Annotated in this window: 25 protein-coding genes; 14 read left to right on the forward strand and 11 right to left on the reverse strand. The window is 58.6% G+C overall.

Annotated features, from left to right (window positions below):
* Positions 1 to 54: 54 nt before the first annotated feature.
* Together AOA60_RS08520 and AOA60_RS08525 are read left to right on the forward strand one after the other, a co-directional pair.
* Positions 55 to 930, forward strand: a complete 876-nt coding sequence (locus tag AOA60_RS08520; protein WP_099584038.1) for a carboxylate/amino acid/amine transporter — start codon at positions 55 to 57, stop codon at positions 928 to 930.
* Between the two features lie 68 nt (positions 931 to 998).
* Positions 999 to 1,415: an Lrp/AsnC family transcriptional regulator gene (locus AOA60_RS08525; protein ID WP_099584039.1), complete on the forward strand. Its 417-nt coding sequence runs from the start codon at positions 999 to 1,001 to the stop codon at positions 1,413 to 1,415.
* Here AOA60_RS08525 and AOA60_RS08530 read toward each other — a convergent pair.
* The 6 genes from AOA60_RS08530 to AOA60_RS08555 form a co-directional block, all read right to left on the reverse strand.
* Positions 1,412 to 2,089, reverse strand: coding sequence for a phenylalanine--tRNA ligase beta subunit-related protein (locus AOA60_RS08530; RefSeq protein ID WP_099584040.1), 678 nt, complete (start codon positions 2,087 to 2,089; stop codon positions 1,412 to 1,414). The genes AOA60_RS08525 and AOA60_RS08530 overlap by 4 nt on opposite strands.
* 4 nt (positions 2,090 to 2,093) lie before the next feature.
* Positions 2,094 to 3,311, reverse strand: coding sequence for an ATP-grasp domain-containing protein (locus AOA60_RS08535; RefSeq protein ID WP_099584041.1), 1,218 nt, complete (start codon positions 3,309 to 3,311; stop codon positions 2,094 to 2,096).
* 12 nt (positions 3,312 to 3,323) lie between these two features.
* Positions 3,324 to 4,505 carry a hypothetical protein gene (locus tag AOA60_RS08540; RefSeq protein ID WP_099584042.1) on the reverse strand — a complete coding sequence of 394 codons (1,182 nt, stop codon included), beginning with the start codon at positions 4,503 to 4,505 and terminating at the stop codon, positions 3,324 to 3,326.
* Between the two features lie 5 nt (positions 4,506 to 4,510).
* Positions 4,511 to 4,840 (reverse strand): Rieske 2Fe-2S domain-containing protein, encoded by a 330-nt coding sequence (locus AOA60_RS08545; RefSeq protein WP_256592814.1) that lies wholly within the window; start codon positions 4,838 to 4,840, stop codon positions 4,511 to 4,513.
* On the reverse strand, positions 4,841 to 6,064 hold the full coding sequence (locus tag AOA60_RS08550) for an iron-containing redox enzyme family protein (protein WP_256592815.1): 1,224 nt from the start codon (positions 6,062 to 6,064) through the stop codon (positions 4,841 to 4,843).
* Between the two features lie 387 nt (positions 6,065 to 6,451).
* Positions 6,452 to 7,738: a mechanosensitive ion channel family protein gene (locus AOA60_RS08555; RefSeq protein ID WP_099584044.1), complete on the reverse strand. Its 1,287-nt coding sequence runs from the start codon at positions 7,736 to 7,738 to the stop codon at positions 6,452 to 6,454.
* A 193-nt stretch (positions 7,739 to 7,931) separates the two neighbouring features.
* On the opposite strand from AOA60_RS08555, the gene AOA60_RS08560 reads away from it, so the two are divergent.
* Positions 7,932 to 9,278, forward strand: coding sequence for a DEAD/DEAH box helicase (locus AOA60_RS08560; protein ID WP_099584045.1), 1,347 nt, complete (start codon positions 7,932 to 7,934; stop codon positions 9,276 to 9,278).
* A gap of 49 nt (positions 9,279 to 9,327) precedes the next feature.
* On the opposite strand, the gene AOA60_RS08565 is transcribed toward AOA60_RS08560, so the two are convergent.
* Positions 9,328 to 9,603, reverse strand: a complete 276-nt coding sequence (locus tag AOA60_RS08565; RefSeq protein ID WP_099584046.1) for a hypothetical protein — start codon at positions 9,601 to 9,603, stop codon at positions 9,328 to 9,330.
* A 154-nt stretch (positions 9,604 to 9,757) separates the two neighbouring features.
* On the opposite strand from AOA60_RS08565, the gene AOA60_RS08570 reads away from it, so the two are divergent.
* The 5 genes from AOA60_RS08570 (at position 9,758) to copD (ending at position 14,130) form a co-directional block, all read left to right on the forward strand.
* Positions 9,758 to 10,147 carry a transcriptional regulator gene (locus AOA60_RS08570; protein WP_099584047.1) on the forward strand — a complete coding sequence of 130 codons (390 nt, stop codon included), beginning with the start codon at positions 9,758 to 9,760 and terminating at the stop codon, positions 10,145 to 10,147.
* 126 nt (positions 10,148 to 10,273) lie between these two features.
* On the forward strand, positions 10,274 to 11,989 hold the full coding sequence (locus tag AOA60_RS08575) for a copper resistance system multicopper oxidase (RefSeq protein ID WP_099584048.1): 1,716 nt from the start codon (positions 10,274 to 10,276) through the stop codon (positions 11,987 to 11,989).
* Between the two features lie 10 nt (positions 11,990 to 11,999).
* A complete protein-coding gene (locus tag AOA60_RS08580; RefSeq protein ID WP_099584049.1) occupies positions 12,000 to 12,818 on the forward strand; it encodes a copper resistance protein B in 819 nt (272 codons plus the stop codon).
* Between the two features lie 50 nt (positions 12,819 to 12,868).
* On the forward strand, positions 12,869 to 13,255 hold the full coding sequence (gene copC / locus AOA60_RS08585; protein ID WP_099584050.1) for a copper homeostasis periplasmic binding protein CopC: 387 nt from the start codon (positions 12,869 to 12,871) through the stop codon (positions 13,253 to 13,255).
* Positions 13,252 to 14,130, forward strand: coding sequence for a copper homeostasis membrane protein CopD (gene copD, locus AOA60_RS08590; protein WP_099584051.1), 879 nt, complete (start codon positions 13,252 to 13,254; stop codon positions 14,128 to 14,130). Before copC ends, copD begins: the two co-directional genes overlap by 4 nt.
* Here copD and AOA60_RS08595 read toward each other — a convergent pair.
* The 3 genes from AOA60_RS08595 to AOA60_RS08605 all read right to left on the reverse strand — a co-directional run bounded on the left by AOA60_RS08595 (position 14,127) and on the right by AOA60_RS08605 (position 16,168).
* Positions 14,127 to 14,993, reverse strand: a complete 867-nt coding sequence (locus AOA60_RS08595; protein WP_099584052.1) for a DUF6279 family lipoprotein — start codon at positions 14,991 to 14,993, stop codon at positions 14,127 to 14,129. The two genes, copD and AOA60_RS08595, sit on opposite strands and share 4 nt — an antisense overlap.
* A 66-nt stretch (positions 14,994 to 15,059) precedes the next feature.
* The gene (locus AOA60_RS08600; RefSeq protein WP_099584053.1) at positions 15,060 to 15,782 is read right to left on the reverse strand and encodes a TorF family putative porin; all 723 of its coding nucleotides are present in this window, start codon (positions 15,780 to 15,782) and stop codon (positions 15,060 to 15,062) included.
* 206 nt (positions 15,783 to 15,988) lie between these two features.
* Complete coding sequence (locus AOA60_RS08605) at positions 15,989 to 16,168, reverse strand: hypothetical protein (RefSeq protein WP_003193095.1); 180 nt, start codon at positions 16,166 to 16,168, stop codon at positions 15,989 to 15,991.
* 322 nt (positions 16,169 to 16,490) lie between these two features.
* Between AOA60_RS08605 and AOA60_RS08610 the strand changes: the two genes are divergently transcribed.
* From AOA60_RS08610 to AOA60_RS08620, 3 genes are all read left to right on the forward strand, one after another.
* Positions 16,491 to 17,327, forward strand: a complete 837-nt coding sequence (locus AOA60_RS08610) for a S1 RNA-binding domain-containing protein (protein WP_099584054.1) — start codon at positions 16,491 to 16,493, stop codon at positions 17,325 to 17,327.
* 50 nt (positions 17,328 to 17,377) lie between these two features.
* Positions 17,378 to 17,776 carry a DUF2177 family protein gene (locus AOA60_RS08615; protein WP_099584055.1) on the forward strand — a complete coding sequence of 133 codons (399 nt, stop codon included), beginning with the start codon at positions 17,378 to 17,380 and terminating at the stop codon, positions 17,774 to 17,776.
* Between the two features lie 199 nt (positions 17,777 to 17,975).
* A complete protein-coding gene (locus AOA60_RS08620; protein ID WP_099584056.1) occupies positions 17,976 to 19,418 on the forward strand; it encodes an NCS1 family nucleobase:cation symporter-1 in 1,443 nt (480 codons plus the stop codon).
* Here the strand turns inward: AOA60_RS08620 and AOA60_RS08625 are convergent.
* Entirely contained in the window at positions 19,330 to 20,535 is a 1,206-nt protein-coding gene (locus AOA60_RS08625) for an MFS transporter (RefSeq protein ID WP_099584057.1), read from the reverse strand. The two genes, AOA60_RS08620 and AOA60_RS08625, sit on opposite strands and share 89 nt — an antisense overlap.
* A gap of 104 nt (positions 20,536 to 20,639) precedes the next feature.
* Here AOA60_RS08625 and AOA60_RS08630 point away from each other — a divergent pair, with 104 nt between their 5' ends.
* The 3 genes from AOA60_RS08630 to AOA60_RS08635 all read left to right on the forward strand — a co-directional run bounded on the left by AOA60_RS08630 (position 20,640) and on the right by AOA60_RS08635 (position 24,290).
* Positions 20,640 to 21,533: a LysR family transcriptional regulator gene (locus AOA60_RS08630; RefSeq protein WP_099584058.1), complete on the forward strand. Its 894-nt coding sequence runs from the start codon at positions 20,640 to 20,642 to the stop codon at positions 21,531 to 21,533.
* 143 nt (positions 21,534 to 21,676) lie between these two features.
* Positions 21,677 to 21,799 (forward strand): PA1414 family protein, encoded by a 123-nt coding sequence (locus AOA60_RS33835; protein WP_003193089.1) that lies wholly within the window; start codon positions 21,677 to 21,679, stop codon positions 21,797 to 21,799.
* A 397-nt stretch (positions 21,800 to 22,196) separates the two neighbouring features.
* Complete coding sequence (locus tag AOA60_RS08635; protein WP_099584059.1) at positions 22,197 to 24,290, forward strand: FAD-dependent oxidoreductase; 2,094 nt, start codon at positions 22,197 to 22,199, stop codon at positions 24,288 to 24,290.
* The last annotated feature ends 57 nt before the right edge of the window (positions 24,291 to 24,347 follow it).

The raw sequence follows: 24,347 nt of genomic DNA on the forward strand, positions 1-24,347 counted from the left end.
TTTCTTCAAACCCTGAAAACCTTTAATGTCGCGCCCATTCGAAGCGAGGCGTACATGGGCTATCTACTGGTTGTCACCCTGATTCAGGCATTTTCCTTCAGTTTGATCGGCGAATACCTCGCCGGTCATGTCGACAGTTACTTCGCGGTGCTGGTGCGCGTCGTGCTGGCCGGTCTGGTATTTATCCCGCTGACCCGCTGGCGCTCGGTAGAACCGGCCTTCATGCGGGGCATGCTGGTGATCGGCGCGTTGCAGTTTGGCGTGACCTACGTGTGCCTGTACCTGAGCTTTCGCGTGCTGACGGTGCCGGAGGTATTGCTGTTCACCATCCTCACGCCGTTGCATGTGACCTTGATCGAAGACGCGCTGAACCGGCGCTTCAACCCTTGGGCACTGGTTGCCGCCCTGGTGGCAGTGGCGGGCGCTGCGGTGATCCGTTTCGACCAGATCACCCCGCACTTCCTGATGGGCTTTTTGCTGCTGCAACTGGCCAACTTCACCTATGCCGCCGGGCAGGTGATGTACAAGCATCTGGTGGCGCGTTATCCGAGTGACCTGCCGCACTACCGGCGCTTCGGTTACTTCTACCTCGGCGCGCTGCTGGTGGTGTTGCCGGCGTTCCTGCTGTTCGCCAAGGCCGACTTCCTGCCACAGGCGCCACTGCAATGGGGTGTGCTGGTGTTCCTCGGGCTGGTCAGCACGGCGCTGGGCATGTACTGGTGGAACAAGGGCGCGTGCCTGGTGCATGGCGGCACGCTGGCGGTGATGAACAACCTGCACGTGCCGGTAGGGTTGTTGCTGAACCTGCTGATCTGGAACCAGCACGAGCCGCTGGGTCGTTTGGCGTTGGGCGGGTTGGTGATTCTGGGGGCGGTGTGGATCAGTCGATTGGGCATAAAACCCGTGCCTGGCGTAAAGTCTGCGACGTGATGGCCCCAAGGCATGCGTGAGCGGCTATGAAAGTCTGTTATAGAAAAGAACGGTGTGGGGGCGGCAGAGTGGACAAGATTGATGAACTGATCATTGCAGCCTTGAAGGATGACTCCCGGGTCAGCCTGGCGCAATTGGCGCGGCAAGTTCACAAGTCGCGAACGGCGGTGGAGTCGCGTGTCCAGAAGTTGATTGAGAAGGGCATCATCCTGGGCTTCACCATCAACGTCGCCGAGGACGACGAGACGCTGCAATCGGCGTTTTTGATGCTGACCCTCAATGGCAGCAATTGCCATCTGGTGTTTCCGAAGATCCAGCAGTTCAGCCAAGTGGTGCACGCCTACTCCCTGTTTGGCGACGTCGACATGATGCTCGATGTCCGCTACAGGAACTTTGAAGAATTGATGGTCTTCAAGGAAAGCCTGTTGAACATCGAACATGTGAAGGAAGTCGTGGTCAACCCCGTGCTGAAGGCCTGGCGCTAGGCATGATCGCGAACGGTTTCAAGAAAGTGATGGCTCAGGTTCGGCATTTTCTGACGAAGCGTGTCCACCAGTTCTTCGATGACGCCCTGGTTGAATTGAAGCGATGTGTCGTCATGCCCCAGGATCACCACCAATAACCTCGACGAGTCCTTCGTCAGGCGGAAATCATGGGCATCGGCGTCCACCTTGCCGATGCTCGCCAACGGCACATCCCCACAGGTATAGACGATATCGCCCACCGGAATCGTGATGGCCTTCTTGGCGAACAGCGGGCGTAGCACCCTCGGTTTTTCCGAGCGCATCACGTAGATGTCGTCCTTCTGATGATAGGTATGCACACCAATGCTGACCCCATGACGGATCGAAACGGCGTTATAGGCGTCGACGATGTTGTTGATGGGGTATACGCCCTTGGCGATGAAGCGGCGCAGCAGTTTTTCGTTGGCGCTGACGGTGTTTTCGTAGCCGAGCTTTTTGAGCTGCCTGGCAAACCCTTCATACACGATGTTCGAGTCCAGCTCATTGAGGCGCGATGCCACGTGGTTCAGGTTACTTTGCAACACGCCGACGAAACACTGGTCGTCCGAAACGGTGATGTCTTCGATAACGGCGGCGCACGCATTATTGATACCCAGCTCACAGGCCGATTTCTTGATGATCAAGCGACTTTGCATAACCTTAGCCCCACAGTTGTTTACGCAGGTTCGCCGTACTGGCGTCCAGTTGCAGCGCCGAAGGGCTCTGTAGCCAGAACAGTCCCGGACAGGTGGCGAAGTCAATCGTGACCGGCGTGGTGTGGCCGGCTGCGATGAAGTACCGATGGCCGCAATAGGCTTCGTCCGCCTGGGCACTCTGGAGGGCCTGGGTTAAGGGTGGGGCAAAAGTGCGGCGTGCGTCGGAGCAAAAGAAACCGATTCGGCCATGGCTGATCTCACTGACTGCATCGGCTTTGGGGCGCGGCTGGCCGAGGTAGCTGTCGATCGACAGCGACAGCAGGTCGGGCAGATATACCTGTTGGAACAACAGGGGCGCGATGCCGCCGTGCAAGCGGCCACCGGCCTCAATCATCACCGGGCCAGCGTCAGACCAGATGATTTCCATGTGAATCGGCCCGACCCGCACGCCGAGAGCCGCCGCTGCCTGGCGGGCATAATCGGTCAGCGGCTTGAGCTCAACAGCCTGGGGATCAAGGGTGTCCAGGCTTTCGTAGACAAACATGCTGCCGTTCTTCTGGACCTTGGTGTACTTGCAGACGCTGGCAATGATGTACATGCCGTTGAAGGCGACCATGTCCACCACGTACTCCGGCCCTGCGATAAACGACTGCACGATGAAGCCGAGGTTGGTTTCACCCAGGTCGTTTTTCTGCTGCCAGGCCGCGTTTCTCAAGGCGGTCTCTGCTTCGCCTTTGCCTTGGGCAAACACCACGCCTTCAGTGGCGGCCGAATTCAGCGGCTTGACCACATAAGTGGCCGACTCCTCCAGCTTGGCCACGACTTCGCCAATGCGACTCGGCGAGCTCAACAGATACGAGTCGATGTGCGCCAACTCGTGCTTTTTCAACGCCTCTTGCATGGAGAATTTGTTACGGCGCAGGTCGCTGGTCATGCGGCTGTTGCCGGGAATGCTGAGCAGCTCCGTCAGGTAGTCCGTGAGGTAGATCGCGGTTTCGCAACCGGCGATCACGGCGCTCAGTGACAAGCTTTCCAGGGTGATCAGCAGGCTTTCTTCCCAGTGATACACCTCATGGAAATTTTCGGCGACCAGGTCGTTGGTAAAGTGTTCAGGCAAGTCGCGTGTGGAGATCACGGCGATGCAGCGTACGCCCTGCGCGTTGAGCAAGGGCGCATAGAGTTTGCCCGTGGAGAATGGGTCAACAATCAGTACGGTTTTCACGTCGTGCAATCCTTATTCCGTGGTGGCGGCAGGCGAGGCGGCGGGGGTCAGGTTCCATGCCAGTACGGCAGTGGCCAGCAAGCCGGCGGAAACGATCATCAACAGGCGTGCGCCTTCGAGTCCGAGGAACCCCGAGGTGGTAAAGAACGTCAGGATCATTGGCGCCGAGCCACTGACCAGCAGGTAGTAGAGCGAGCTTTTTGCGGCGATCACGTCGGCTACCCGGGCGTTGGGCGCCGATTCGATCAGGGTTTTACGCAGCTGGATCCGCAGGCTGTTGATGCAGAAGCCCAGCAGGAGCGCAGCGGCCATCATCACGTAGAGGTGCTGGAAGTAGACGATTGCCACGTCCGCCAATATCACCAGCGCGATGGCCCCGTAGCTGTTGAGCTTGATGCGCGGCAACACGGCGGCACTGAAAGCCCCCAGGCCCGCGAGGCCACTGGCGACGCCAAACAGGGTCGCGTTCCAATCATTGAGCTTTTGGAAAACGATCGGCACCAGGCTGTTGAACGCGCCGATATGGAAACCGATCATGCTCAGCACAATGATCAGAATGTAGAGGTTGCGCGGCAAGTCCAGCGGCGCGGCGCTGGTGGCGGCTGCGGTCTGGTCGGCGGCTCCGGCGCTGGGGCTGTCGGCCACCAGGTAGACGCCGGCCAGTGACACAATTGCCGCCAGGCTGATGATCTGCAGCGTCTGGTTGACCGAGAACACATCCACGATCAAGCCGCCGAGGAGCGCGCCGCCGAAGGCGCCGATCTGGATGGAGGTTTGCATCAACCGTGCGCAGGTGTCGCTGTCGGTGAGGCCGGCCAGCACCAGCTTGGTGTTTTTCGATTCCAGGGTGCTGATGGTGAAGTAGTCGGTGACGCCCACTACAAACGCGATCGCCAGAAAGCCGATCGGCAGCATGGCGGCTTGGGTAAACGACAGCCCCAGTACGGCGGCAAAAGCAGCCAGGCGAATGTACAGCAGCCGTTTCAGGCTCAGCTCAATCGTGAAGAACTTGCCGATGTACTGTTCGCATAAATAGGGCACTACGGTCGCCACGCACAAGGTGGCGCCTACCAGGAATGTCGAGCCGGTGGTCTCCAGGCCGAACCAGACCATCGCGATCACAATGGCCATGTCGAGGCCGGTGAAGAGGGTCACGATTGAATAGAACGCGGTCAATGTCGATTTAGTCTTCATGGGCTTCATCCGTCGTAACGGGAGAGTTTAAGCAGCGGCACGCACCGTTCGGTGTCGCCGACCACGGTGCTGATCTGGTTTCTGACGCGCACGGTGGGCAGCGCCTTCTTTTCCAGGTTGCAGACCTTGTAGGCGTTGTCGTGCCAGGGGCAGATCACGCTTTGGCCGTCGCCCGTCATTTCGCCCATGTGCAGCGGCCCGCCACGATGGGGGCACGCCGTGGGCAGCAATTGCGTCGAATACGCATGACGCTTCAGAAAGTAGGTTCTGTCCTCCACGGCCACGTAATGGGCGTGGGTGATATTCAGGCTGATGGCTTTCATTGGGTGGCCCATTCAGATGGCGGTGACGGTGTACGTGCAGGACGGGCTGACGATGCGCGTGCCATGGAGCATTCCCTTGGGAATCACCACGCCTTCGCCGGCAGTCAGGCGCAGGGTCAGTTCGGGGCTGGCGACAAACTCCAACTCGCCGGATTCGACCCAGAACAGCTCGTCATTGGGGTGGGTGTGCAGCACTGAAAGTTCGTGTTCCGCTTCGGTGATTGTCAGGTCCACCGGCTTGAGACCCTGCAGGGCCGTGGCCTTGGCGCGGTGTTCATCTATCTCGTCATGCCATTTGATATGGGCATACATTTCTTCGTCGGCGAGGTCTTGAAGGAGCTTGAACTCTTCAAAGCCACGGATGAGGTCGGGGATGATCTTGGTGCCGAACTGCTTGATCATGGGAATGATCAGGCGCTGGAGGGCCATTCTGCCGTGGTGCACATCGATGTGAGCATGCTCATCGAAATAGGCCGTGGAGACCTGGCCGTCGAAGAGGGTCTTGATCGCGCGTGACTGGTGCTTGGTCGTCAGCGCCAGCGTGGCTTCGGTGTAGTACATGGCGCCGATGTACCGAAACAGCTCGCCATGGTTGGCCGATACATAGTGGAAATAGTTGGTGAGTGACAGCGACGCCGGCGTGTAGAACTGCCAGTAGTGGTGCACGTGATGCGACATGTCCATGTCCTGGAGCATGTCTTCAAAGATGGTGCTGTGCTTCTTCTTGTCGACGCCGTAGCCGTATTCGTCGATCAGGATCTTGAACAACTCGCTGGTGTACAGGCCGCAGTTGCCCAACACGTTGCGGGCCATGGCCGAGGCTTCGCTGAGGAAGTCTCCCGCGCATTGGGTCATGAAAAACCGGGCGGCACGCTGGGGGTGGCGACTGGTGGTGAGTACCTCATGCAGTTTTGACTCGGCCTGGGCCACGTCATCCAGGACTTTATCGGTGTGGGCGATAAACGAGTCCAGGCACCAAGGGCCATTGATGTGCACTTCTTCCTTGAGCCAGTTGTATAAGTAGTGTTCCAGTAAGGGGCGGATTTTTTTGCCACTGGCGGCGTGCTGGGGATCATAGAATTGTTTGAATGCCTTGAAGTCGAGTTCCAAGGGCGGCGTGGGTAAGAAGACTAAGTCTTGCTCGTAGATATTCAATAACAAGCGTTGCGCCAACAGATGTTGACTGTTTGAAAGTTGGTCGCTGGTCAGGCTGGTGGTGATGATTGCATCGGTCACGTCCTGCGGCCTGGAAGGGCGCTGGTAGGGACTTTGGGTATAAAAGCCGCGAGGTTGAGCAAAGGCAGCAGCACCACAATAGTGGGTCAACGCTTCGGCATTCGAAGTTAATACAAAGTCTGCCGCATTATCAGAAAGCTGAGTTGTCCATAACATGAGGATGGCCTTTATCTGGCGTTGTTTGATGGCCAGATGCTAAGGCGTTGGTTTTTTTTAAAACAGATTAGAAATAGTGCGCGCAAGTAGTGAAATTCACTAAAGGCGTAGGGAGAAATTTCCTTTATTGGTCCTGTCAGTTGATTATTCGGCGGCAGCGGCTACACATAGTTGCCGGCTTTACCGGGATACTGGTCCGGCGAGGCGCTCATTTGCGCCTCGCCGGTTTCACTACTGCAGGGCTGGCGAGACCTGGGAGGTGGGCGTCAGTGCCAGTATCCCGTTACGTAGATCGGTGCCACTAGGCTGCTGATACAGGCTCAGTCCAAATTCCGGCAACACCGCCAACAGGTAATCGAAGATGTCGCCCTGGATCCGCTCGTAATCCGCCCACGCCGTGGTGCGGGTGAAGCAGTAGATCTCCAGCGGCACGCCTTGGGCGGTGGTTTGCATCTGGCGCACCATGCACGTCATGTTCGGCTGGATGTCCGGATGGCTTTTCAGGTAGGCCAGGGCATAGGCACGGAAGGTGCCGAGGTTGGTCATGCGGCGGCGGTTGGCCAGCAGTTGCGCGCTATGGCCCTGGGCTTCGTTCCAGGCCTTGAGTTCGGCCTGCTTGCGCCCGATGTAGTCGGTGAGCAGGTGCACCTGGGTCATGCGCACCTCTTCGTCATCGCGCAGGAAGCGCACGCCGCTGGCGTCGATGAACAGGCTGCGCTTGATCCGACGCCCACCGGAAGCCTGCATGCCGCGCCAGTTCTTGAACGACTCGGACATCAGGCGCCAGGTAGGAATCGAGACGATGGTCTTGTCGAAATTCTGCACCTTGACCGTGTGCAGGGTGATATCCACCACGTCGCCGTCGGCGCCGACCTGGGGCATTTCGATCCAGTCACCAACCCGCAACATGTCGTTGCTGGTGAGTTGCACACTGGCGACGAACGACAGCAGCGTGTCCTTGTACACCAACAGGATGACCGCCGACATCGCACCCAGGCCCGACAGCAGCAACAGCGGCGAACGGTCGATCAAGGTAGCGACGATGATGATCGCGCCGAACACGAACAGCACCATCTTTGCCAACTGCACGTAACCCTTGATCGAGCGGGTGCGCGCATGTTCGGTGCGGGCGTAGATGTCCAGCAGGGCGTTGAGCAGGGCGCTCATGGCCAGGACCAGGAACAGGATGGAGATGGCCAGTGCCACGTTGCCGATAAACAGGATCGCGGTTTTGCTCAGGGCCGGCACCAGGTACAGGCCGAACTGGATCACCAGGGATGGTGTCATCTGCGCCAGGCGATGGAAGACTTTGTTGTGCCGCAGGTCATTGAGCCAGTGCAGCGCCGGTTGGCGGCCGAGCAATTTGACGGCGTGCAGGATGAGGTATCGCGCTATCCGTCCCAGCAGCAGGGCGACCACCAGCAACACCAGGAAACCGAGGCTGGCATGCAGCAACGGGTGTTCGTCGAGGGCGCCCCAGAGGTCTTGGACGTTGAGCCAGAGCTGTTTGATATCCATGGGTGAAACCGATTCCTCTGTAAGACAAGACGGGGCGATTAGAGCATCTAAGTGCGACAAAGTTGGCGTCACGGACAAAAGCCCTAACAAAAAAGCAGCTGATTAGCGCCGTTCGCGTAAAGAAACTCGGTTTGGGCGCCCGAAACCGTTACCCTATGCAGCTGATATTTTGTAATTCTTCGAGGTAGCACCCGTGTTTTCCCAATTCGCCCTGCACGAACGCCTGCTCAAAGCCGTGGCCGAGCTTAAATTTGTCGAGCCTACGCCTGTGCAAGCAGCGGCCATCCCGCTCGCGCTCGAAGGGCGTGACCTGCGGGTGACGGCTCAAACCGGTAGCGGCAAGACCGCCGCTTTCGTCCTGCCGGTTCTGAATCGTCTGATCGGCCCGGCCAAAGTCCGTGTGAGTATCAAGACCCTGATCCTGCTGCCAACCCGTGAGCTGGCGCAGCAGACCTTGAAGGAAGTGGAGCGTTTCTCGCAGTTCACCTTCATCAAGTCCGGCATCATCACGGGTGGTGAAGACTTCAAGGTCCAGGCCGCCATGCTGCGCAAGGTGCCGGACATCCTGATCGGCACCCCGGGCCGCATGATCGAGCAACTCAACGCCGGCAACCTCGACCTCAAGGAAGTCGAAGTGCTGGTGCTCGACGAAGCCGACCGCATGCTCGACATGGGCTTTGCCGACGATGTGCAGCGTCTGGTCGCCGAATGCGTAAACCGTCAGCAGACCATGCTGTTCTCCGCCACCACCGGGGGTTCGACCCTTCGTGAGATGGTCGCCAAGGTGCTGAACAACCCGGAGCACCTGCAGGTCAACAACGTCAGCGACCTGAACGCGACTACGCGCCAGCAGATCGTCATGGCTGACCACAATGTGCACAAAGAGCAGATCCTGAACTGGCTGCTGGCCAACGAGACCTATCAGAAGGCCATCGTGTTCACCAACACCCGTGCTGCGGCTGACCGCATCTACGGTCGCTTGGTGGCCCAGGACTACAAAGCGTTTGTCCTGCACGGTGAGAAAGACCAGAAGGACCGCAAGCTGGCCATCGACCGCCTCAAGGCCGGCGGCGTGAAAATCCTGGTTGCTACCGATGTAGCTGCCCGCGGCCTGGACGTCGATGGCCTGGACATGGTGATCAACTTCGACATGCCACGCAGCGGCGACGAGTACGTGCACCGTATCGGCCGTACCGGGCGTGCCGGCAACGATGGCCTGGCCATCTCGCTGATCTGCCATGGCGACTGGAACCTGATGTCGAGCATCGAACGCTACCTCAAGCAGTCGTTTGAGCGCCGCACCATCAAGGAAGTCAAAGGCACCTACACCGGGCCGAAGAAGGTCAAAGCGTCCGGCAAGGCCGTTGGCGTGAAGAAGAAAAAGACCGACGCCAAGGGCGACAAGAAGAAAACCGGCGCCAAGTCGCCGACCAAGCGCAAGATCGCCAACCGTCCGAAGACCGACAACCTGTCGCTCGTCAGCAAAGACGGCATGGCCCCGCTCAAGCGCCGCAAACCAGAAGCACCGGCCGCCGAATAAGCCGGGGCTGATGTGAAAAAACCGGACGTCGTCCGGTTTTTTTATGCCTTCAATTTTTCGCTTTTGCGGCAGCCTCTCTCAGCTCTTCAAGACGGGCGTCGATCAACTGGCACTTGTCAGGGAATTCGGCGCTCTCGGTGTCCAGGTCCATCTTCTGCAGCTCTTCGTTCATCTCTTTGGCTTTGCTGGGGTTCTGCTCGGTGAGCTTGGCGACTTGCGTGGCTAACTGCTCCCGTTTGCCCGTGGCCTCGTCGGGCGTGCAGGCCCAGGCGGGCAGGGCGGTTAGCAGGGTGGCGGCGATGGCCAGATTTCTCAGGGTATTCATGGTTCGGACCTCCTTGGCAATGATGTACGGTTGAGGGGGCGAACGTCTGGAAAGTTCAGAGAAATGACGCCCGTCCGATGGGGTGAACGGCGGATGACGGTACGAGTCACACCTTTTGACGGGACACTTTTGCATGCCCGCAGGAGGAATCAGGATGACGACTTACAACTGGGATTTGATCGAGCGTTTGCTGCACGAAGTGCAGAATGGCGAAGGCAGCTTTGCCCCGCGTAAATACGCCGAACAGGAAGCGGCCGAGAAGGCCACGGCGGGCCAGGACACTGGCAATCTGGATGTGTTGAAAAAGACTGCGGCAGATTATGAAGCGCTGCTGTTCAAACGCGGCTTTATTGAATCGCGCCCCGAGGAAGAGGGCGGCAATGGCGAGAATTTCATTCTCACGCCGCTGGGTGCCCAACTGCTGGCGCTGATCGACAGCTCCATTCCCGGCAACGATCATCCGCGCCAGGTACTGGATGAGCAGGACGATGCGCTTGATCCACAGACCTTTGCTGACGTGGCGTCCAAAGCACAGATCGCCTGATTCTTTTCACGCCCCGGCGCCCCAGGGCGCTGGGGCGAAACTGTCGGATCGGTAATCTGCCGCTAAGGTTGCTGACAGCCGGCGCCGCCTAATCTGCTGCCATTCAACTGACGGGCTTGAATTGGCATGCACCCTCTCACTTCTCGACGTACCTTCGTCAAATGCCTGGCCGCCGGCGGCCTGCTGGGCGGGCTCGGGATTTGGCGCCCACCGGTCTGGGCGCTGAGCAGCCCAGGCCAACCCACGGTGCTGGCCGGCACTGACTTCGATCTGTCTATCGACCAGACGCCGGTCAACCTCACCGGCCAGGCACGCACCGCGTTGACCATCAACGGCAGCCTGCCGGGCCCGCTGTTGCGTTGGCGCGAGGGCGACACGGTGACCCTGCGAGTGAAAAACCGCCTGGCCGAGCCGACCTCGATCCACTGGCACGGTATTCTCCTGCCGTCGACCATGGACGGCGTACCGGGCCTGAGTTTCAAGGGCATCGAGCCGGGCGGCGTGTTTGTCTATCAGTTCAAGGTCAAGCAGCACGGCACGTACTGGTACCACAGCCATTCTGGATTCCAGGAACAACAGGGCGTGTACGGCCCCTTGGTGATCGACCCCAGGGAGCCCGAGCCTTACGCCTACCAGCGCGACTACGTGGTGATGCTGTCGGATTGGACTGACGAAGACCCCGTCGCCCTGATGAAGACGCTCAAGAAGCAGTCCGACTACTACAACCTGCACAAACCCACCGTGAGTGATTTTGTGCGCGACGTGGGCAAGCAGGGCTGGTCGGCCACCCTCGCCGACCGCCGGATGTGGGCGCAGATGAAGATGAACCCTACCGATCTTGCCGACGTCAGCGGTGAAACCTACACCTACCTGCTCAACGGCCAAGCGCCGGGCCTGAACTGGACCGGGCTGTTTCAGGCCGGGGAGACGGTCCGTCTGCGCTTCATCAACGGCTCGGCGATGACATATTTCGATGTGCGCATTCCGGGCCTGAAAATGACCGTCATCGCCGCCGACGGCCAGCCGGTGCAGCCGGTCGACGTCGACGAATTGCGCATTGCTGTCGCCGAAACCTTTGACGTACTGGTGGAACCCACCGCTGAGGCATACACACTGTTTGCCCAGTCGATGGACCGCACCGGCTTTGCCCGAGGCACCCTGGCCCGTCAGGCAGGCGCGATGGCCCCAGTGCCGGCGCTTGACCCGCGTGTCTGGCTGAGCATGCAAGACATGGCCATGGGCGGCATGGACCACGGAGCCATGGCGGATATGCCCGGTATGGAAGGCATGGACCACAGCGCCATGGGCGCAATTGCGATGCAGGCCCACCCGGCAAGCGAAGCGAACAACCCGCTGGTGGACATGCAAGCCATGAACCCGGTGCCCAAGCTCGACGACCCTGGCATCGGCCTGCGCAACAACGGCCGGCGGGTGCTGACTTACGCCGATCTGCGCAGTACGTTCGAGGACCCTGACGGACGCGATCCTGCGCGGACCATCGAGCTGCACCTTACCGGGCACATGGAAAAATTCGCCTGGTCATTCAATGGTGTGAAGTTTTCCGATGCCGAGCCCTTGCAGCTCAGCTATGGCGAGCGCGTGCGGCTGGTGCTGGTCAACGACACCATGATGAGCCACCCCATCCACCTGCACGGACTGTGGAGCGACCTGGAGGACGAGAACGGCCAGTTCCAGGTGCGCAAGCACACCATCGACATGCCGCCGGGCTCACGCCGCAGCTACCGCGTGACCGCCGACGCCTTGGGCCGGTGGGCCTATCACTGCCACCTGCTGTACCACATGGAAATGGGCATGTTCCGTGAAGTGCGCGTGCATGAATGAGGAGGCCAGTATGAGTCAGCGTGTTTTAGCGGTTTGCATGGCGCTGGTGTTCAGTCCGCTGGCGACTGCCGAGGAAGAGTTCCAAGGGATGAGCCCGGCGGTGCCGGCGTTGACTGAAAGCCGCACACCGATCCCGGTGCTGACCGATGCGGACCGTGCGGCGGTGTTCCACGAGCCGGGCGGGCATCGGGTGCATGACAGCGCCGTGCATTCGATGCTGCTGCTCAACCAGTTGGAATGGCAAGGCGGTGAAGGCAGTGGTGCGTTGAATTGGGACGCCAAGGGCTGGATCGGTGGTGACGTCGACCGCCTGTGGCTGCGCAGTGAAGGCGAGCGCAGCGCCGGGCGTACCGACAGTGCCGAAGCCCAGGCCCTGTGGGGACATGCGATCAGTCCGTGGTGGGATCTGGTAGGCGGCGTGCGCCAGGACTTCAAGCCCGATGACAACCAAACCTGGGCCGCTTTCGGCGTGCAAGGCATGGCGCTGTACAACTTCGAAGCCGAGGCGATGCTGTTTGTCGGCGAGTCAGGGCGCACCACCGCACGACTGGAAGGGGACTACGACATCCTGCTGACCAATCGCCTGATCCTGCAGCCGACCGCCGAACTCAACTTTTATGCGCAAAACGACCCGCAACGCAGGGTTGGCGCGGGCTTGTCGGGTAGCGAGCTGGGCCTGCGGTTGCGTTACGACGTTCGCCGTGAGTTTGCGCCTTACGTGGGTGTCAGCTGGAACCGAACCTATGGCCAGACGGCGCACTACGCCCGTGAGGAAGACGAAGACATCAGCCAAGTACGCTGGGTCGTCGGCGTGCGCCTTTGGTTTTGAGCTTTTTCCTATACCTATAACTCGCCGCCTGGCGCGGCCCGGAGTCTTGCATGTCTGTGTTGAAAACTGCGTTAGCGGGTGGTGCGCTGTGGACCGGATTACTCATCAGCCTGCCGGCCTCGGCCCACCCGAAACTGCTGTCGTCCATTCCGGCGGCCGGCGCCCAGGGCGCGGCGCCGGCCGTGATTGAGCTGCGTTTCTCGGAGAACCTGCTGACACAGTTCTCTGGCGCCAAGCTGACCATGACCGATATGCCCGGCATGCCCAATTCGCCGATGCCGGTGAAGGCCAGCGTGGCAGCCAGCGTCGACCCCAAGGTGATGCTGATCAAACCGGCTTCCATGCTGACGGGTGGCACCTACCGGGTCGACTGGCGGGCAGTGTCATCCGATACCCATCCGATCACCGGTAACGTGGTGTTCAGTGTCCAGCCATGAGTGAACTGAGCCAAATATTGCTGCGCTTTGCGCTGTATCTGGACTTGATGCTGGTGTTTGGCCTGGGGCTTTTTGGCCTCTACGGCCTCAATGCTGCAGAACGTCCTTTATTGAATTTCAAGAAGCTGCTGGGAGGGACGGCGAGCCTTGGCGTGCTGCTTTCGATCACGTCGATGTTAAGTATCACCCAGGCCATGAGCGGTGCCACGGATTGGCCGACGTTATGGCCGCACCTGCAGATGATGCTGACGCAGACTGACCTGGGCTGGACAGCGTGCCTGCGCATTGTGGCGCTGGTGCTGGTCACCTTCGTCAACCTATCTCTGGCCACGCTGTTTGGCGGTGTCGCACTGGTGACCCTGATGTGGACCGGGCACGGCGTGATGCACGAGGGCGCGCCTGGGGCGTGGCACATGCTAAGCGACAGTGCGCACCTGTTGGCGGCGGCGGGGTGGCTGGGCGCGTTGGCGGCGTTTGCACTGTTGCTGATGCGCGCATCATTGGGAGATGCCCGCCGCGTGGAGGCATTGGCTGCCGCACTGGCGGGGTTCGAGCGCACAGGTGCGGGGTTCGTCGTCGTGCTGATCGTCAGCGGCGTGGCGAATTATCTGTGGGTGGTCGGGCCGAATCTGGACGGTCTCACCGGCGGTATCTATGCGCGCCTGTTGAGCCTGAAACTAGGCGTGTTCGGCGTGATGCTGGGGCTGGCGACGCTCAATCGCTTCCACCTGACGCCGTTTCTGCAACGCGCCCTGGCAGCGGGCGACCCGGCGCCGGCCATTGCCGCGCTGCGGCGCAGCATGGCCCTGGAGTTCGGCGCCGTGATGCTGATTCTTGCACTGGTGGCATGGCTGGGCACTCTGTCGCCTACTTAGGCCTCGGCGCTCTTCAGGCATTTGAGTGCGTTGAAGTCGCTGCGTACGCCGTCGATTTTCTGCGTGAGTTTCAAGCGTTGCTGCGGCGTACTTTCCGCCATCACGTCGACAATCAGGCTGCGCGCCGCGGCTTCGGTCTGGGCGTAAGCCGCACGATATTGCGGGGTCCACAGGCTTTCGCGGTCCACCAGCAATTGCTGCATTTTCTTCGGGAAGTCGGTGCTGTGGCGTTGCTGCACGGCGTCGATAAATTGCGCCTGCCAATGGGCGCGGTTGCCGATCCATTCCTGATTCTGCTCGCCCAGGGCGATTGACCAGGCTGTGACACGATTCTGCTGACTGGTGCTCAGCGGGCCCATCCAGGTGTCCAGGCGTTTATTCATGCGCTCGGCGCGGTCCTTGATTTGCTGAGCCAGCGGCGGCTTCAGGTAATCGTCCTGGCGTTTGCGCAGGTCCTTGGCCAGGGCGTCGTTCATTTCCTTGACCTGTTGTTCATCCAATCCCTGGAGCAGTTCAATGGCCGAGGGAGTGATCTCACGTGCGATTTCAGCAATGGCTTGTTCGGCTTCGGCGGTACGCATCTTAAGCGCCGCGTCGGTAACCTGGTTGTCGTCGACCATCTGTTGCAGGCGATCGAGCCAATCCAGGTAACCGGGCAACTGTGTGGTGCAGTGCCAGGCCAGGTGCTCCTTGAGTTTGTCGTTGAACCAGCTCTTCTGCCCGGCGTTCATGTCCAGGTAGTCATTGAGGGTCCAGGGGATGATCACGTCCAGGTTGCGATAGGCCAGCCCCACGCGATTGCAGCCGGCGAGTGCCAGGCTCAGGGTCAGGAGTACCACCAGCAGTTTGAGCCGATGCAGCATGGGCGTGTCCTTGGGCAGAGAGAGTCAATGCATGTGAACCCGCGTCGGGCGCGACAGTTCAGCCCATCAATAAAACGACCGCACGGCCTTCAAGGTCAACAGCCCGTCGCATTGCGAATTGTGTCCGGAGTACGCCGAGCAATCGCCGCCGCTGAGGCTGGAGTCGCTGTAGATCAGGTCCAGGTCGATGCCCTTCCAGGCACGGGAGAATTGCACCGACCAGTCGCTGAAACTGCTGATGGTGCCGCCGTCTACCGAAGCCGGCGTGCCCAACTGATGAGTGGTGTACTTCATGCTCACGCCGATGCCGAAGGGCTGGGTGCCGCCGAGATCGGCAAAAATTGTGCTGTCCTGGCGGTCCGGGTCGTTGCTGAAAGAGGCGCCGAAGCGATTGCCCAACAGGTTCAGGCCGCCATAGAACTCCTGGCTGTCGAGGGGGCTGAGCTTGGGGTAGCTGTAGTGGATCAAGCCGACTTCATAGCCGAGTGTCTGGTCGAAGGGGTGTTTAAAGCCCATGTAGGAATCGACTTCGAGGGTGCTTGCTGAGGACAGGCCCATGTTGGGCGAGAATTGGCCGAAGTACAGGCCACTGTCGTGGCTGAGGTCCAGGCCGCCGTGGAAAGAATCGCTGCCCGGTGAGGTCGGCTTGACCAGGCCCTGGGCCATGCTGCGGCTGGGGGTAGTGCCCAATTTCAGGTCGAAGTCGCCCAATTCGCGCTGGAAGATCTGCGCTTCGGCAAGAGGGCAAGCCACTAATGTGCTGACCAGAAAAATGCAGGACTTGAGCATGCTTCACTCCATGAAAAGCGAGGAGCAGTAATGGAGAAGATCGGGCAGATGCCCGCGCTAGACGTGTGCAAGGATACCGGCGAATGTCAGGCGATGAGGCCCGTTCGTCGATTAGCGCACTATTGAATGTTAGGGGAGGGTGCTTCGGGCTCTAGTCCTAGCGCCTTGAAGGCAAGACGCTTAGGGACCAGGTGTGCTGCGCGGTATTACTTTTTACCCAGGCTGATCTGCTTGGACGGGCCGAAAGTCTGGCCGCTCACGCCCTTGGCAATTTGCTGGATTTCACCACCGGATTTGAGGAACGCAGCGATTTGGCTGTTGATCGATTCGCTGGTTTCAACGGCGGGAGCTGGCTTTGCTTTGCTGTTGGATGCTTTTACGCGCATGGCGGCCACTAACCTGTAGAAAATTAACTTGGCCAGGCATCGTACAGGAAATACTTGACAATTGCTTGGCAAATATCCCCTGGGAATAAGTGCCGCAGCTGGAAATAAACGAAGTTCATCGTTGAAATTAGCCCGTAACTTGCTGTTTTGACTGCAAACCCTGGGGCGAAGCAGCGCTGGCGCAGGAGTAAAATTCAGCCAAATGATCGGACGAGCGGAGCGATGCCCTTTGGAAGCCTCACCCGCCTGTGATTTTTCAGGCGCGCGCGCGTGGCGCACGCAACTCGGGTAGAATGCCGCCCACGCAATGAGGGTATTGGAAATGGCTCTAGTCGGGCGCTACAACAGCTTACAAGTGGTAAAACACACTAACTTCGGTTTGTACCTGGATGGTGCGCAAGATGGCGAAATCCTCTTGCCTAATCGGTATATCCCCAAAGATATTCCCAGTGAAGATGAAGACTGGCTTAACGTTTTCATTTACCTGGACAGCGATGACAAACTTATCGCCACTACCGAGAAACCCAAAGTTCAAGTCGGCGAGTTCGCCAGTTTGAAAGTGGTGGAAGTCAACAGCATTGGTGTATTCCTCGATTGGGGTTTGCCAAAAGACCTGTTGTTGCCGTACTCGGAAGAAAAACGCCAGATGACTGCCGGTGAATATTGCGTGGTGCACGTCTACCTCGACAAGCACACCAAGCGCATCACCGCCACCGCACGTCTTGATCGCTACCTGGACAAGACCCCGGCCAACTACGTCGTAGGCCAGGAAGTCGACCTGCTGGTGGCCGAAGCCACTGACATGGGCTTCAAGGCGATCATCAACAACAAGCACTGGGGCCTGATTCACAAGAACGAGGTGTTCAAGTTCCTGCGCCCGGGCAAGGAAGAAAAAGGCTTCATCAAAGAGATCCGCGCCGATGGCAACATCAGCCTGAGCCTGCAACCGGTTGGCCAGGAAGCGGCCTCCAGCCTCAACTCGAAGATTCTCGCCAAGTTGCGCGAAAACAACGGCACGTTGCCGGTCAGCGATAAAAGCGACCCGACCGTAATCAGCAATTTGTTCGGCGTGAGCAAGGGCAACTTCAAGAAGGCTATTGGTGCGCTCTACAAGCAAGGTCAGATTGTGATCCATGCGGATCGTATTGAACTTAGCTGAGTAGGGTTTGCTCTTCTGTAGGAGCAATGGGCTCCTACAGAGGTGCGTCAATGTCCAAGAAGTCTGTGTTTGCTTACCTCGCCACCTTGCTTGCTTTCCTGGTGCTCGACGGCCTGTGGCTCGGTGTCCTTATGGGCCCCACCTACAAATCCCTGCTGGGTCCGCTGATGCTTGATCAGCCCCGCCTATTGCCCGCAGTGCTGTTCTATCTCCTGTATGTCCTCGGTTGTGTGGTGTTCGTGGTCTTGCCCAGCATCAGTTGGCAGCGCGCGGCGCGTATGGGGGCCTTGCTGGGGCTTGTGGCCTATGGCACCTACGACCTGAGCAACTGGGCCACGCTGCAAGGCTGGTCTGCTGGATTGGCGCTGATGGACATGGCCTGGGGCACCGTTTTGACGGCGGTGTGCTGCACGGTTGGGCACCTGTGTGCACATCGGGTGCACCGATGATTGTGTACAGGATTTATGTGCACCGTTGCTGAGCGTGGTCCCCGCTACGAAGGTACCTTCATCTCCTTTGAAACGCCGTTGTAGAGGGATTGTGTGCCATTGGCACGTATTCTGCTGACTGTTTCGTATACAAAACTTGCCGCCTTCCGTATGCACCCCTGCGACGGAAGCGCAGGCCGGTATGACGAGGAGCCCAGCGATGACCGAACAATTGCCCAAAGGCTATAGCCCACGCCTGTATAACCAGGATCTGGGCCCGCTGCCGCAGAAGTGGAACTGGTACAACATCTTCGCCTTCTGGATGAGTGACGTGCACAGCGTTGGCGGGTATGTATTCGCCGCCAGTCTGTTTGCTCTGGGGCTGGCCAGTTGGCAGGTGTTGATCGCCTTGCTCGCCGGTATTTGCATCGTGCAACTGATCGCCAATCTGGTGGCCAAGCCGAGCCAACAGGCTGCCGTTCCTTACCCAGTGATCTGCCGGCTCGCCTTTGGTGTCTTTGGCGCGAATATTCCTGCAGTGATTCGCGGTCTTATCGCCGTGGCCTGGTATGGGATTCAGACCTACCTGGCGTCCAGCGCGCTGATCATTGTGGTTTTACGATTCTTCCCACAGATGGCGGTGTATGCAGAGCCGCATTTCGCCGGGCTGTCCTACCTGGGCTGGTTTGGTTTCCTCAGCTTATGGGTGCTGCAAGCGGCAGTTTTCTGGGCCGGCATGGAGTCCATCCGCCGCTTTATTGATTGGGCGGGGCCGGTGGTCTACGCAGTGATGTTTGCCCTGGCCGGTTGGATCGTCTGGAAGGCGGGCTGGTCGAACATCAGCTTTACCCTGGCGGAAAAATCCCTGTCGGGCTGGCAAGCGTTCGGCCAAGTGATCGTGGCCACTGCGCTCGTGGTGTCGTACTTTTCGGGACCAACCCTGAATTTCGGCGATTTCAGCCGCTACTGCCGCAGCATGCAGGATGTGCGACGCGGAAACTTCTGGGGCCTGCCAGTAAATTTCCTGGCGTTCTCCCTGGTGACCGTAGTGATCGTCTCGGGCACGTTGCCGGTGTTTGGCGAGATGCTCCACGATCCGATTGCCACGGTGTCGCGTATCGACAACAACATGGCCGTGCTGCTGGGTGCGTTTGCCTTTGTGACCGCGACCATCGGTATCAATATCGTCGCCAACTTCGTGTCCCCGGCGTTTGACTTCGCCAACGTCGCACCGAGCAAAATCAGCTGGCGCGCCGGTGGCATGATCGCGGCGGTCGCCTCGATCTTTATCACCCCATGGAACCTGTTCAACAACCCGCTGATGATCCACTACACCCTGGATATTCTCGCGGCGTTTATCGGGCCTCTGTTCGGGATCCTGCTGGTGGATTTCTACCTGATCAAAAAACAGAAGATCGACGTGGATGCACTGTTCGATGACAGCCCAAGTGGCCGCTATTACTTCGACGGTGGCGTGAACTGGACAGCGGTCAAGGCCCTGGTGCCCGCGACACTGGTGGGCGTCGCGATCACCTTCACCCCGGCGTTGCAGGGCATGGCCAACTTCGCCTGGTTTACCGGCTGCTTCCTGGGAGGGCTGTTTTTCCTGGTGCTGGCACGGCGCGAGCAGGTGCGCACGCAAGCGCCGCTGGTTGCCGGCTGACCAATATTGCTCCCGCCAGTAACAGGCCTGTGCCGGCAATGACCAATGCCGGTCGCAGCCCACCGCTGAGGTGGCTGCTCACCGACGCCAGCAAGGGCCCGCTCAATTGGCCGATGGCAAAGCTGGCGGTCAGCAGCCCGGTACTGCGCTGGTAGCCGTGGGGTGCCACCTCCCGCATGCGCGCCATTACGAGCTGCATGCAGGCCAGGAATGGTCCGCCGCACAACAGAACCCCCAGCGCCAACCCCCAACCATTACCCAGCAAGCAGGCGAACACCCCGGCCGCTTGCAGCCAGAGGGTGGTCATCAGCCAGCGGCGGGTCGTGTCCGGGTCTTTACGACGCAAGGTCGCCACCCCCACTCCAACCGCTGCGAGCAGGCCGAAGCACGGCCAGAACAGATCGGCTTGCCAGGCGCCTTTGAATTGGGCGCTGGCCATCTGCGACAGGAAGGTTGCTGGAATGATGTAACCCAGCCCGAACAGGACATAAATCCAACACAGGTGCTTGATGCTGCCGTTACTGCCCGCGTCGTTATGGCTGGCGACAGGGGCGCTGGCGCACGGCTGCGGCAAAAACGGCAGGATCGCGAGCAACATCACCAGTGCCACCGCGCCATAGACCAACCATAAGGTGGCGGAGTCTTGTCCCAGCAGGTTTGAGCCGAGCGCCAATAACCCGGTCAACAGAATCCCCAGGCCCGGTCCGGCAAATACCAGGGCGCCCAGACGCGGCCGTCCGGCGGCGAGTGCCAGTGGCTGGCTCAAACTGGTGATCATCACCAAGGCCCAGGCACTCGCCACACCCGTGCCAAAGCGCAACAGCAGGTGCGGCCAGAATGCGTGGGCCCAATACGATGCAAAGGTCAGCAACACACATAGCCACAGCCCGCCGTACAGACGACCGCGCACATGGCGATGGCCGCGGGCGAAAATCGAGTCTACGGCGCCCACGAAATAGCCCAGGTAATTGGCGGCGGCGATCAGACCGGCGTCGGTCAGGTCGACCTGCCCTTCGCTGAGCATATGGGGCATTTGCGGGGTGAGGGCGAAGCGGCCAATGCCCATGGCCATCATCAGGGCGATGGAGCTGGCGAGTAAGCGAATGAGGGGTGACATGGTCAGGTGTCCTGCTGAGAAACGAATGACCGTCAGCCTAAGGTGGATTGACTTTCTGTAAAATTGAATAATAGTGAGTAACTTGTTCAGTTTTGGAGAAAGGTATGGAGTTCAGTCAATTGCGGATTTTCCAGGCCGTGGCGCAAGAGGGCTCCATCACCCGTGCGGCAGAGCGCCTGCACCGCGTGCCGTCGAACCTGTCGACCCGTCTCAAGCAAATGGAAGAGCAACTCGGCGTAGAGCTGTTCGTGCGTGAACGCCAGCGCTTGCAGCTGTCTCCGGCAGGCAAGATATTGCTGGACTACAGCACTCGCCTGCTGGCACTGCACGACGAAGCCCACGGCGCGGTGCAAGGCGGCCAGCCGGCCGGTGATTTTGTGCTCGGCAGCATGTACAGCACCGGCGCGGTCCATCTGCCCAAGCTGCTGGCGCGTTATCACAAGGCTTATCCGATGGTGAATCTGCAGGTGCAGTCCGCACCCAGCGGTGAACTGCTGGAAGGTCTGATCACGGGACGCCTGGACGCCGCGTTTGTAGATGGCCCGCTGAGCATCGCCACACTGGACGGCGTGCAGTTATGCGAGGAAAAACTGGTGCTGATCTGCGAAGCCGAGCACCCACCCGTGCGTGGTCCGCAGGATGTTGCCGGCCGCTCGGTGTTCACGTTCCGACGCAGTTGTGCCTATCGCACACGCCTCGAAAACTGGTTTTCCCACGGGCGCGTGGCCATGGGACGGGCGATTGAGATCGAATCCTATCAAGGCATGCTCGCATGCGTGATCGCCGGTTCCGGGGTGGCGTTGATGTCCCAATCCATGCTCGACAGCCTGCCGGGCAAGGACAGCGTGTCCGTTCATCCGCTGACCGGGCAATTTGCCACTGCGACCACCTGGCTGATGTGGCGAAAGGGTATGCTCGGCGCTAACCTCAATGCGTGGATTGATCTGCAGCAGCTCGGTCAGCCCGAGGTCATGAAAGACAGTCGCGCCATTGCTTGACCAATTCGTCAGCATTTGGATGGATTTGGTAATAGTTCATTGTGGTTTCGTTCAAGCAATACGTAGGACTTAGGGCTACTATCAATGTAGGAAAGGGCGACAGAACATGCGCCTACCAGCATTACCCTCAAAGGGGGCAAACCATGAAAGAGAAAATTCAAAACTGGCTCCATGATCTGGGTGTTGCACTGGGCTTGATCGAGCCTCCGCTGCAGCCGGTGCCGATTCGTACGGATGATGAGCAGCGGCGTCCACGTCGTAGGTAAGGCCCGATCTTCCGACCGCAGCGGGTTTAAATGTGGGAGCGGGCTTGCTCGCGAATACGGTGTGTCAGTTGATGGTTAAGTTGACTGATAAACCGCATTCGCGAGCAAGCCCGCTCCCACATTTGCTTTGCATCAAACGAAAAAGCGGCTGCGATATCCAGCGTCGTGACCGCTGACATATCCGTTTGTATTCTCTTCTCATCGCCTCTTGCGTATCAGTCTTTGTATTAGCTATCGGAATCGGACTACCGTGTTGTCAGAATTATCTGGCTTATTTTATTTTTAATCTAAGCGTAGGTTGAATTTTATTAGGAATAGATATGTATCGTTTACGTTTCTGTAATTTCCTAAAGAGGGCAGATGTATGAGTTAATTAAAAATAGCTGGAGACAAAGTTATGATGCGCTCGCCCATCCCGCCAGTTGCCGCCTCACTTATCGCCATTGCTGAACATGTTTTGCATATCGCACCTGTATCGAGAGCCTGGAAGGCAACCGCACCCAGCAATGTTGTTTTTATTCCCCCATCATTAACCAAGCAAGCTCTGCTCATACAGATCGCATTACTGCGTCCGTCAATCCTCATAGTCGGCGACCAATCCATTGATGGAGATGTTATCGAGCAATGGCGTGTATCCCACCCATTTGGAGACCTCTGTTTGATCCGAAGAGGTACAAGCCTGGATAAGATACGGATAGATCTATGCGAATCCAACGGTATCCGAGTGGTCAATACGCCCGGGGTCAACGCACCGCATGTTGCAGCTTATATTCTGTACTGGCTGACACTGGCCAATGGTTCCGTCCCCCATGACATCAGTGTGCTGGGATACGGCAATGTGGGCAAAGAGTTGGTCAAGCGGTTACTTGATCGAGACCGGGATGTTCGGATTAAAGTGTTGAGTCCACGCGGCCGCGCGCCGGATCCTACCGGAATAGCGTCTACCGATGGTCGAGTGTCATTTGTGACGGACTGGTTCGAGGCGCTGCAGGGTGCCAGTGCTGTCGCCATCTGTTTATCCCTGAATGATGAGTCCACCCATCGTATCGACCAAGCCCTCATTCGTTGTATGCGTAGAGATGCCCGTCTGATATGCGTCGCCAAACCGGACGTGTTCAGCGACGATGCTTTACAGGCCCTGTCAATGGCTGAAGACATCCAATTGGTCTTGGATTACGGGCCTACAACATTGGACGCGTTTCGCATGCGTACCCATGCGCTCGGTTGTAGTGTCACCACTTGGCGCAGACCAGCGACGCTGACTGTGCAGGCGGCAACCGGCGAAGACTGCCATTGCGACCTTGATTATGCTGTTTCTGTTCAACTGAGTTTGATGACCTTGCGCGGCCTTGTCAGGCGTAAACTTGCACACTCATTGGCGATTCCTTCCCTGCATGCAAATACCGATGCGCCGCATGTATCGATTATCGGCAGAGGGATTAACGGTCTGCTCCAGGCTGTGATTTGTCGTTTGGCGAATTATCAGGTCACCGTCTATGGGAGAAGTCGGGAGAGTGATGGTGCCAGTCATAAGCGTGTGAACATGCGCCATCTGTCAGCGACGGAGACGACTGCAAAGCCGCTACATAACGACTATCTACTTTCCGGAAATCAATGTCTTGCAGTTGAGTGCAACCGCGCCGGCATTGAGTTGTTTGAAAAGCTCCTGGCTGACAACCCGTCGCTGGCGCAATTCGCGCGAGCGCGGGTTGTACGCTGTTACAGGGAGGACGCGAGTGACGTAGCTGCTGCGATATGTGAGCAACGCGACATCGAAAACAGGCCGTGGCCTAGTGGCAAAACTAAGGGTGAATTCGCAGAAATCAGTCAGCAACAGTTTCTGGCGCGTTATGGCGTCCCAGGAATAAGTCGAGCAATTGAGGTATCAGGCTACGATGTCGAATTTATCCATCTAATGGATGAAATAGAGGCGCTGCTGCAGCGCTCGGGGGTTCAGTTCCATATTCAGCATCTGAGTTCAGTCGAGATTGCTGAGCTGAGCAGAGAACACTTCGTCATCACTGCTATGGGCGTAGAGGAACCAGAAGTTATTCCGATCATCGGCTGGTTTTTCAAGCTGCGCGCTGTGGGTAATGAAGGTGCCGAAATGCGTGGTCTCAAGCTGCAATACGATCTGCCAATTGGCGTCATGAACTGCCGCTTGGACGGTGACTGTATTCTTGTCTCCGGTGGTCAGGTTCCGCCTGATTCTACGCCGGAGTACAAGGAGCAAATCCTGGCAGCGTGTTTGGCCGCTGTTTCTTTGCACTTTCCAATGTCTTACCGCAGCGCAATCGAAAATGGCGATTTGCGCATAGTCGAATGTGCCAGGCCTGGTACCTCAGATGGACTATCGATTGTTTATTGGGCCGCCCACCATCAAATCGCCGCCGGTGGCACCTATGCCGCGGGCACAACCCAAGGATTGGTCTGGGCCTCCCTGGTCCAGGAAATCATTCAGGCAAACCAAAACCTGTCCGTTGAGCGATAAAAAAACGGGCGCGACATCCGACGTCGCGCCCGCTGAAGAAACCGTTTCAATGCTGTT

It is taken from the genome of Pseudomonas sp. 2822-17 (assembly GCF_002742485.1).
GTDB classification, from domain to species: domain Bacteria; phylum Pseudomonadota; class Gammaproteobacteria; order Pseudomonadales; family Pseudomonadaceae; genus Aquipseudomonas; species Aquipseudomonas cyclaminis.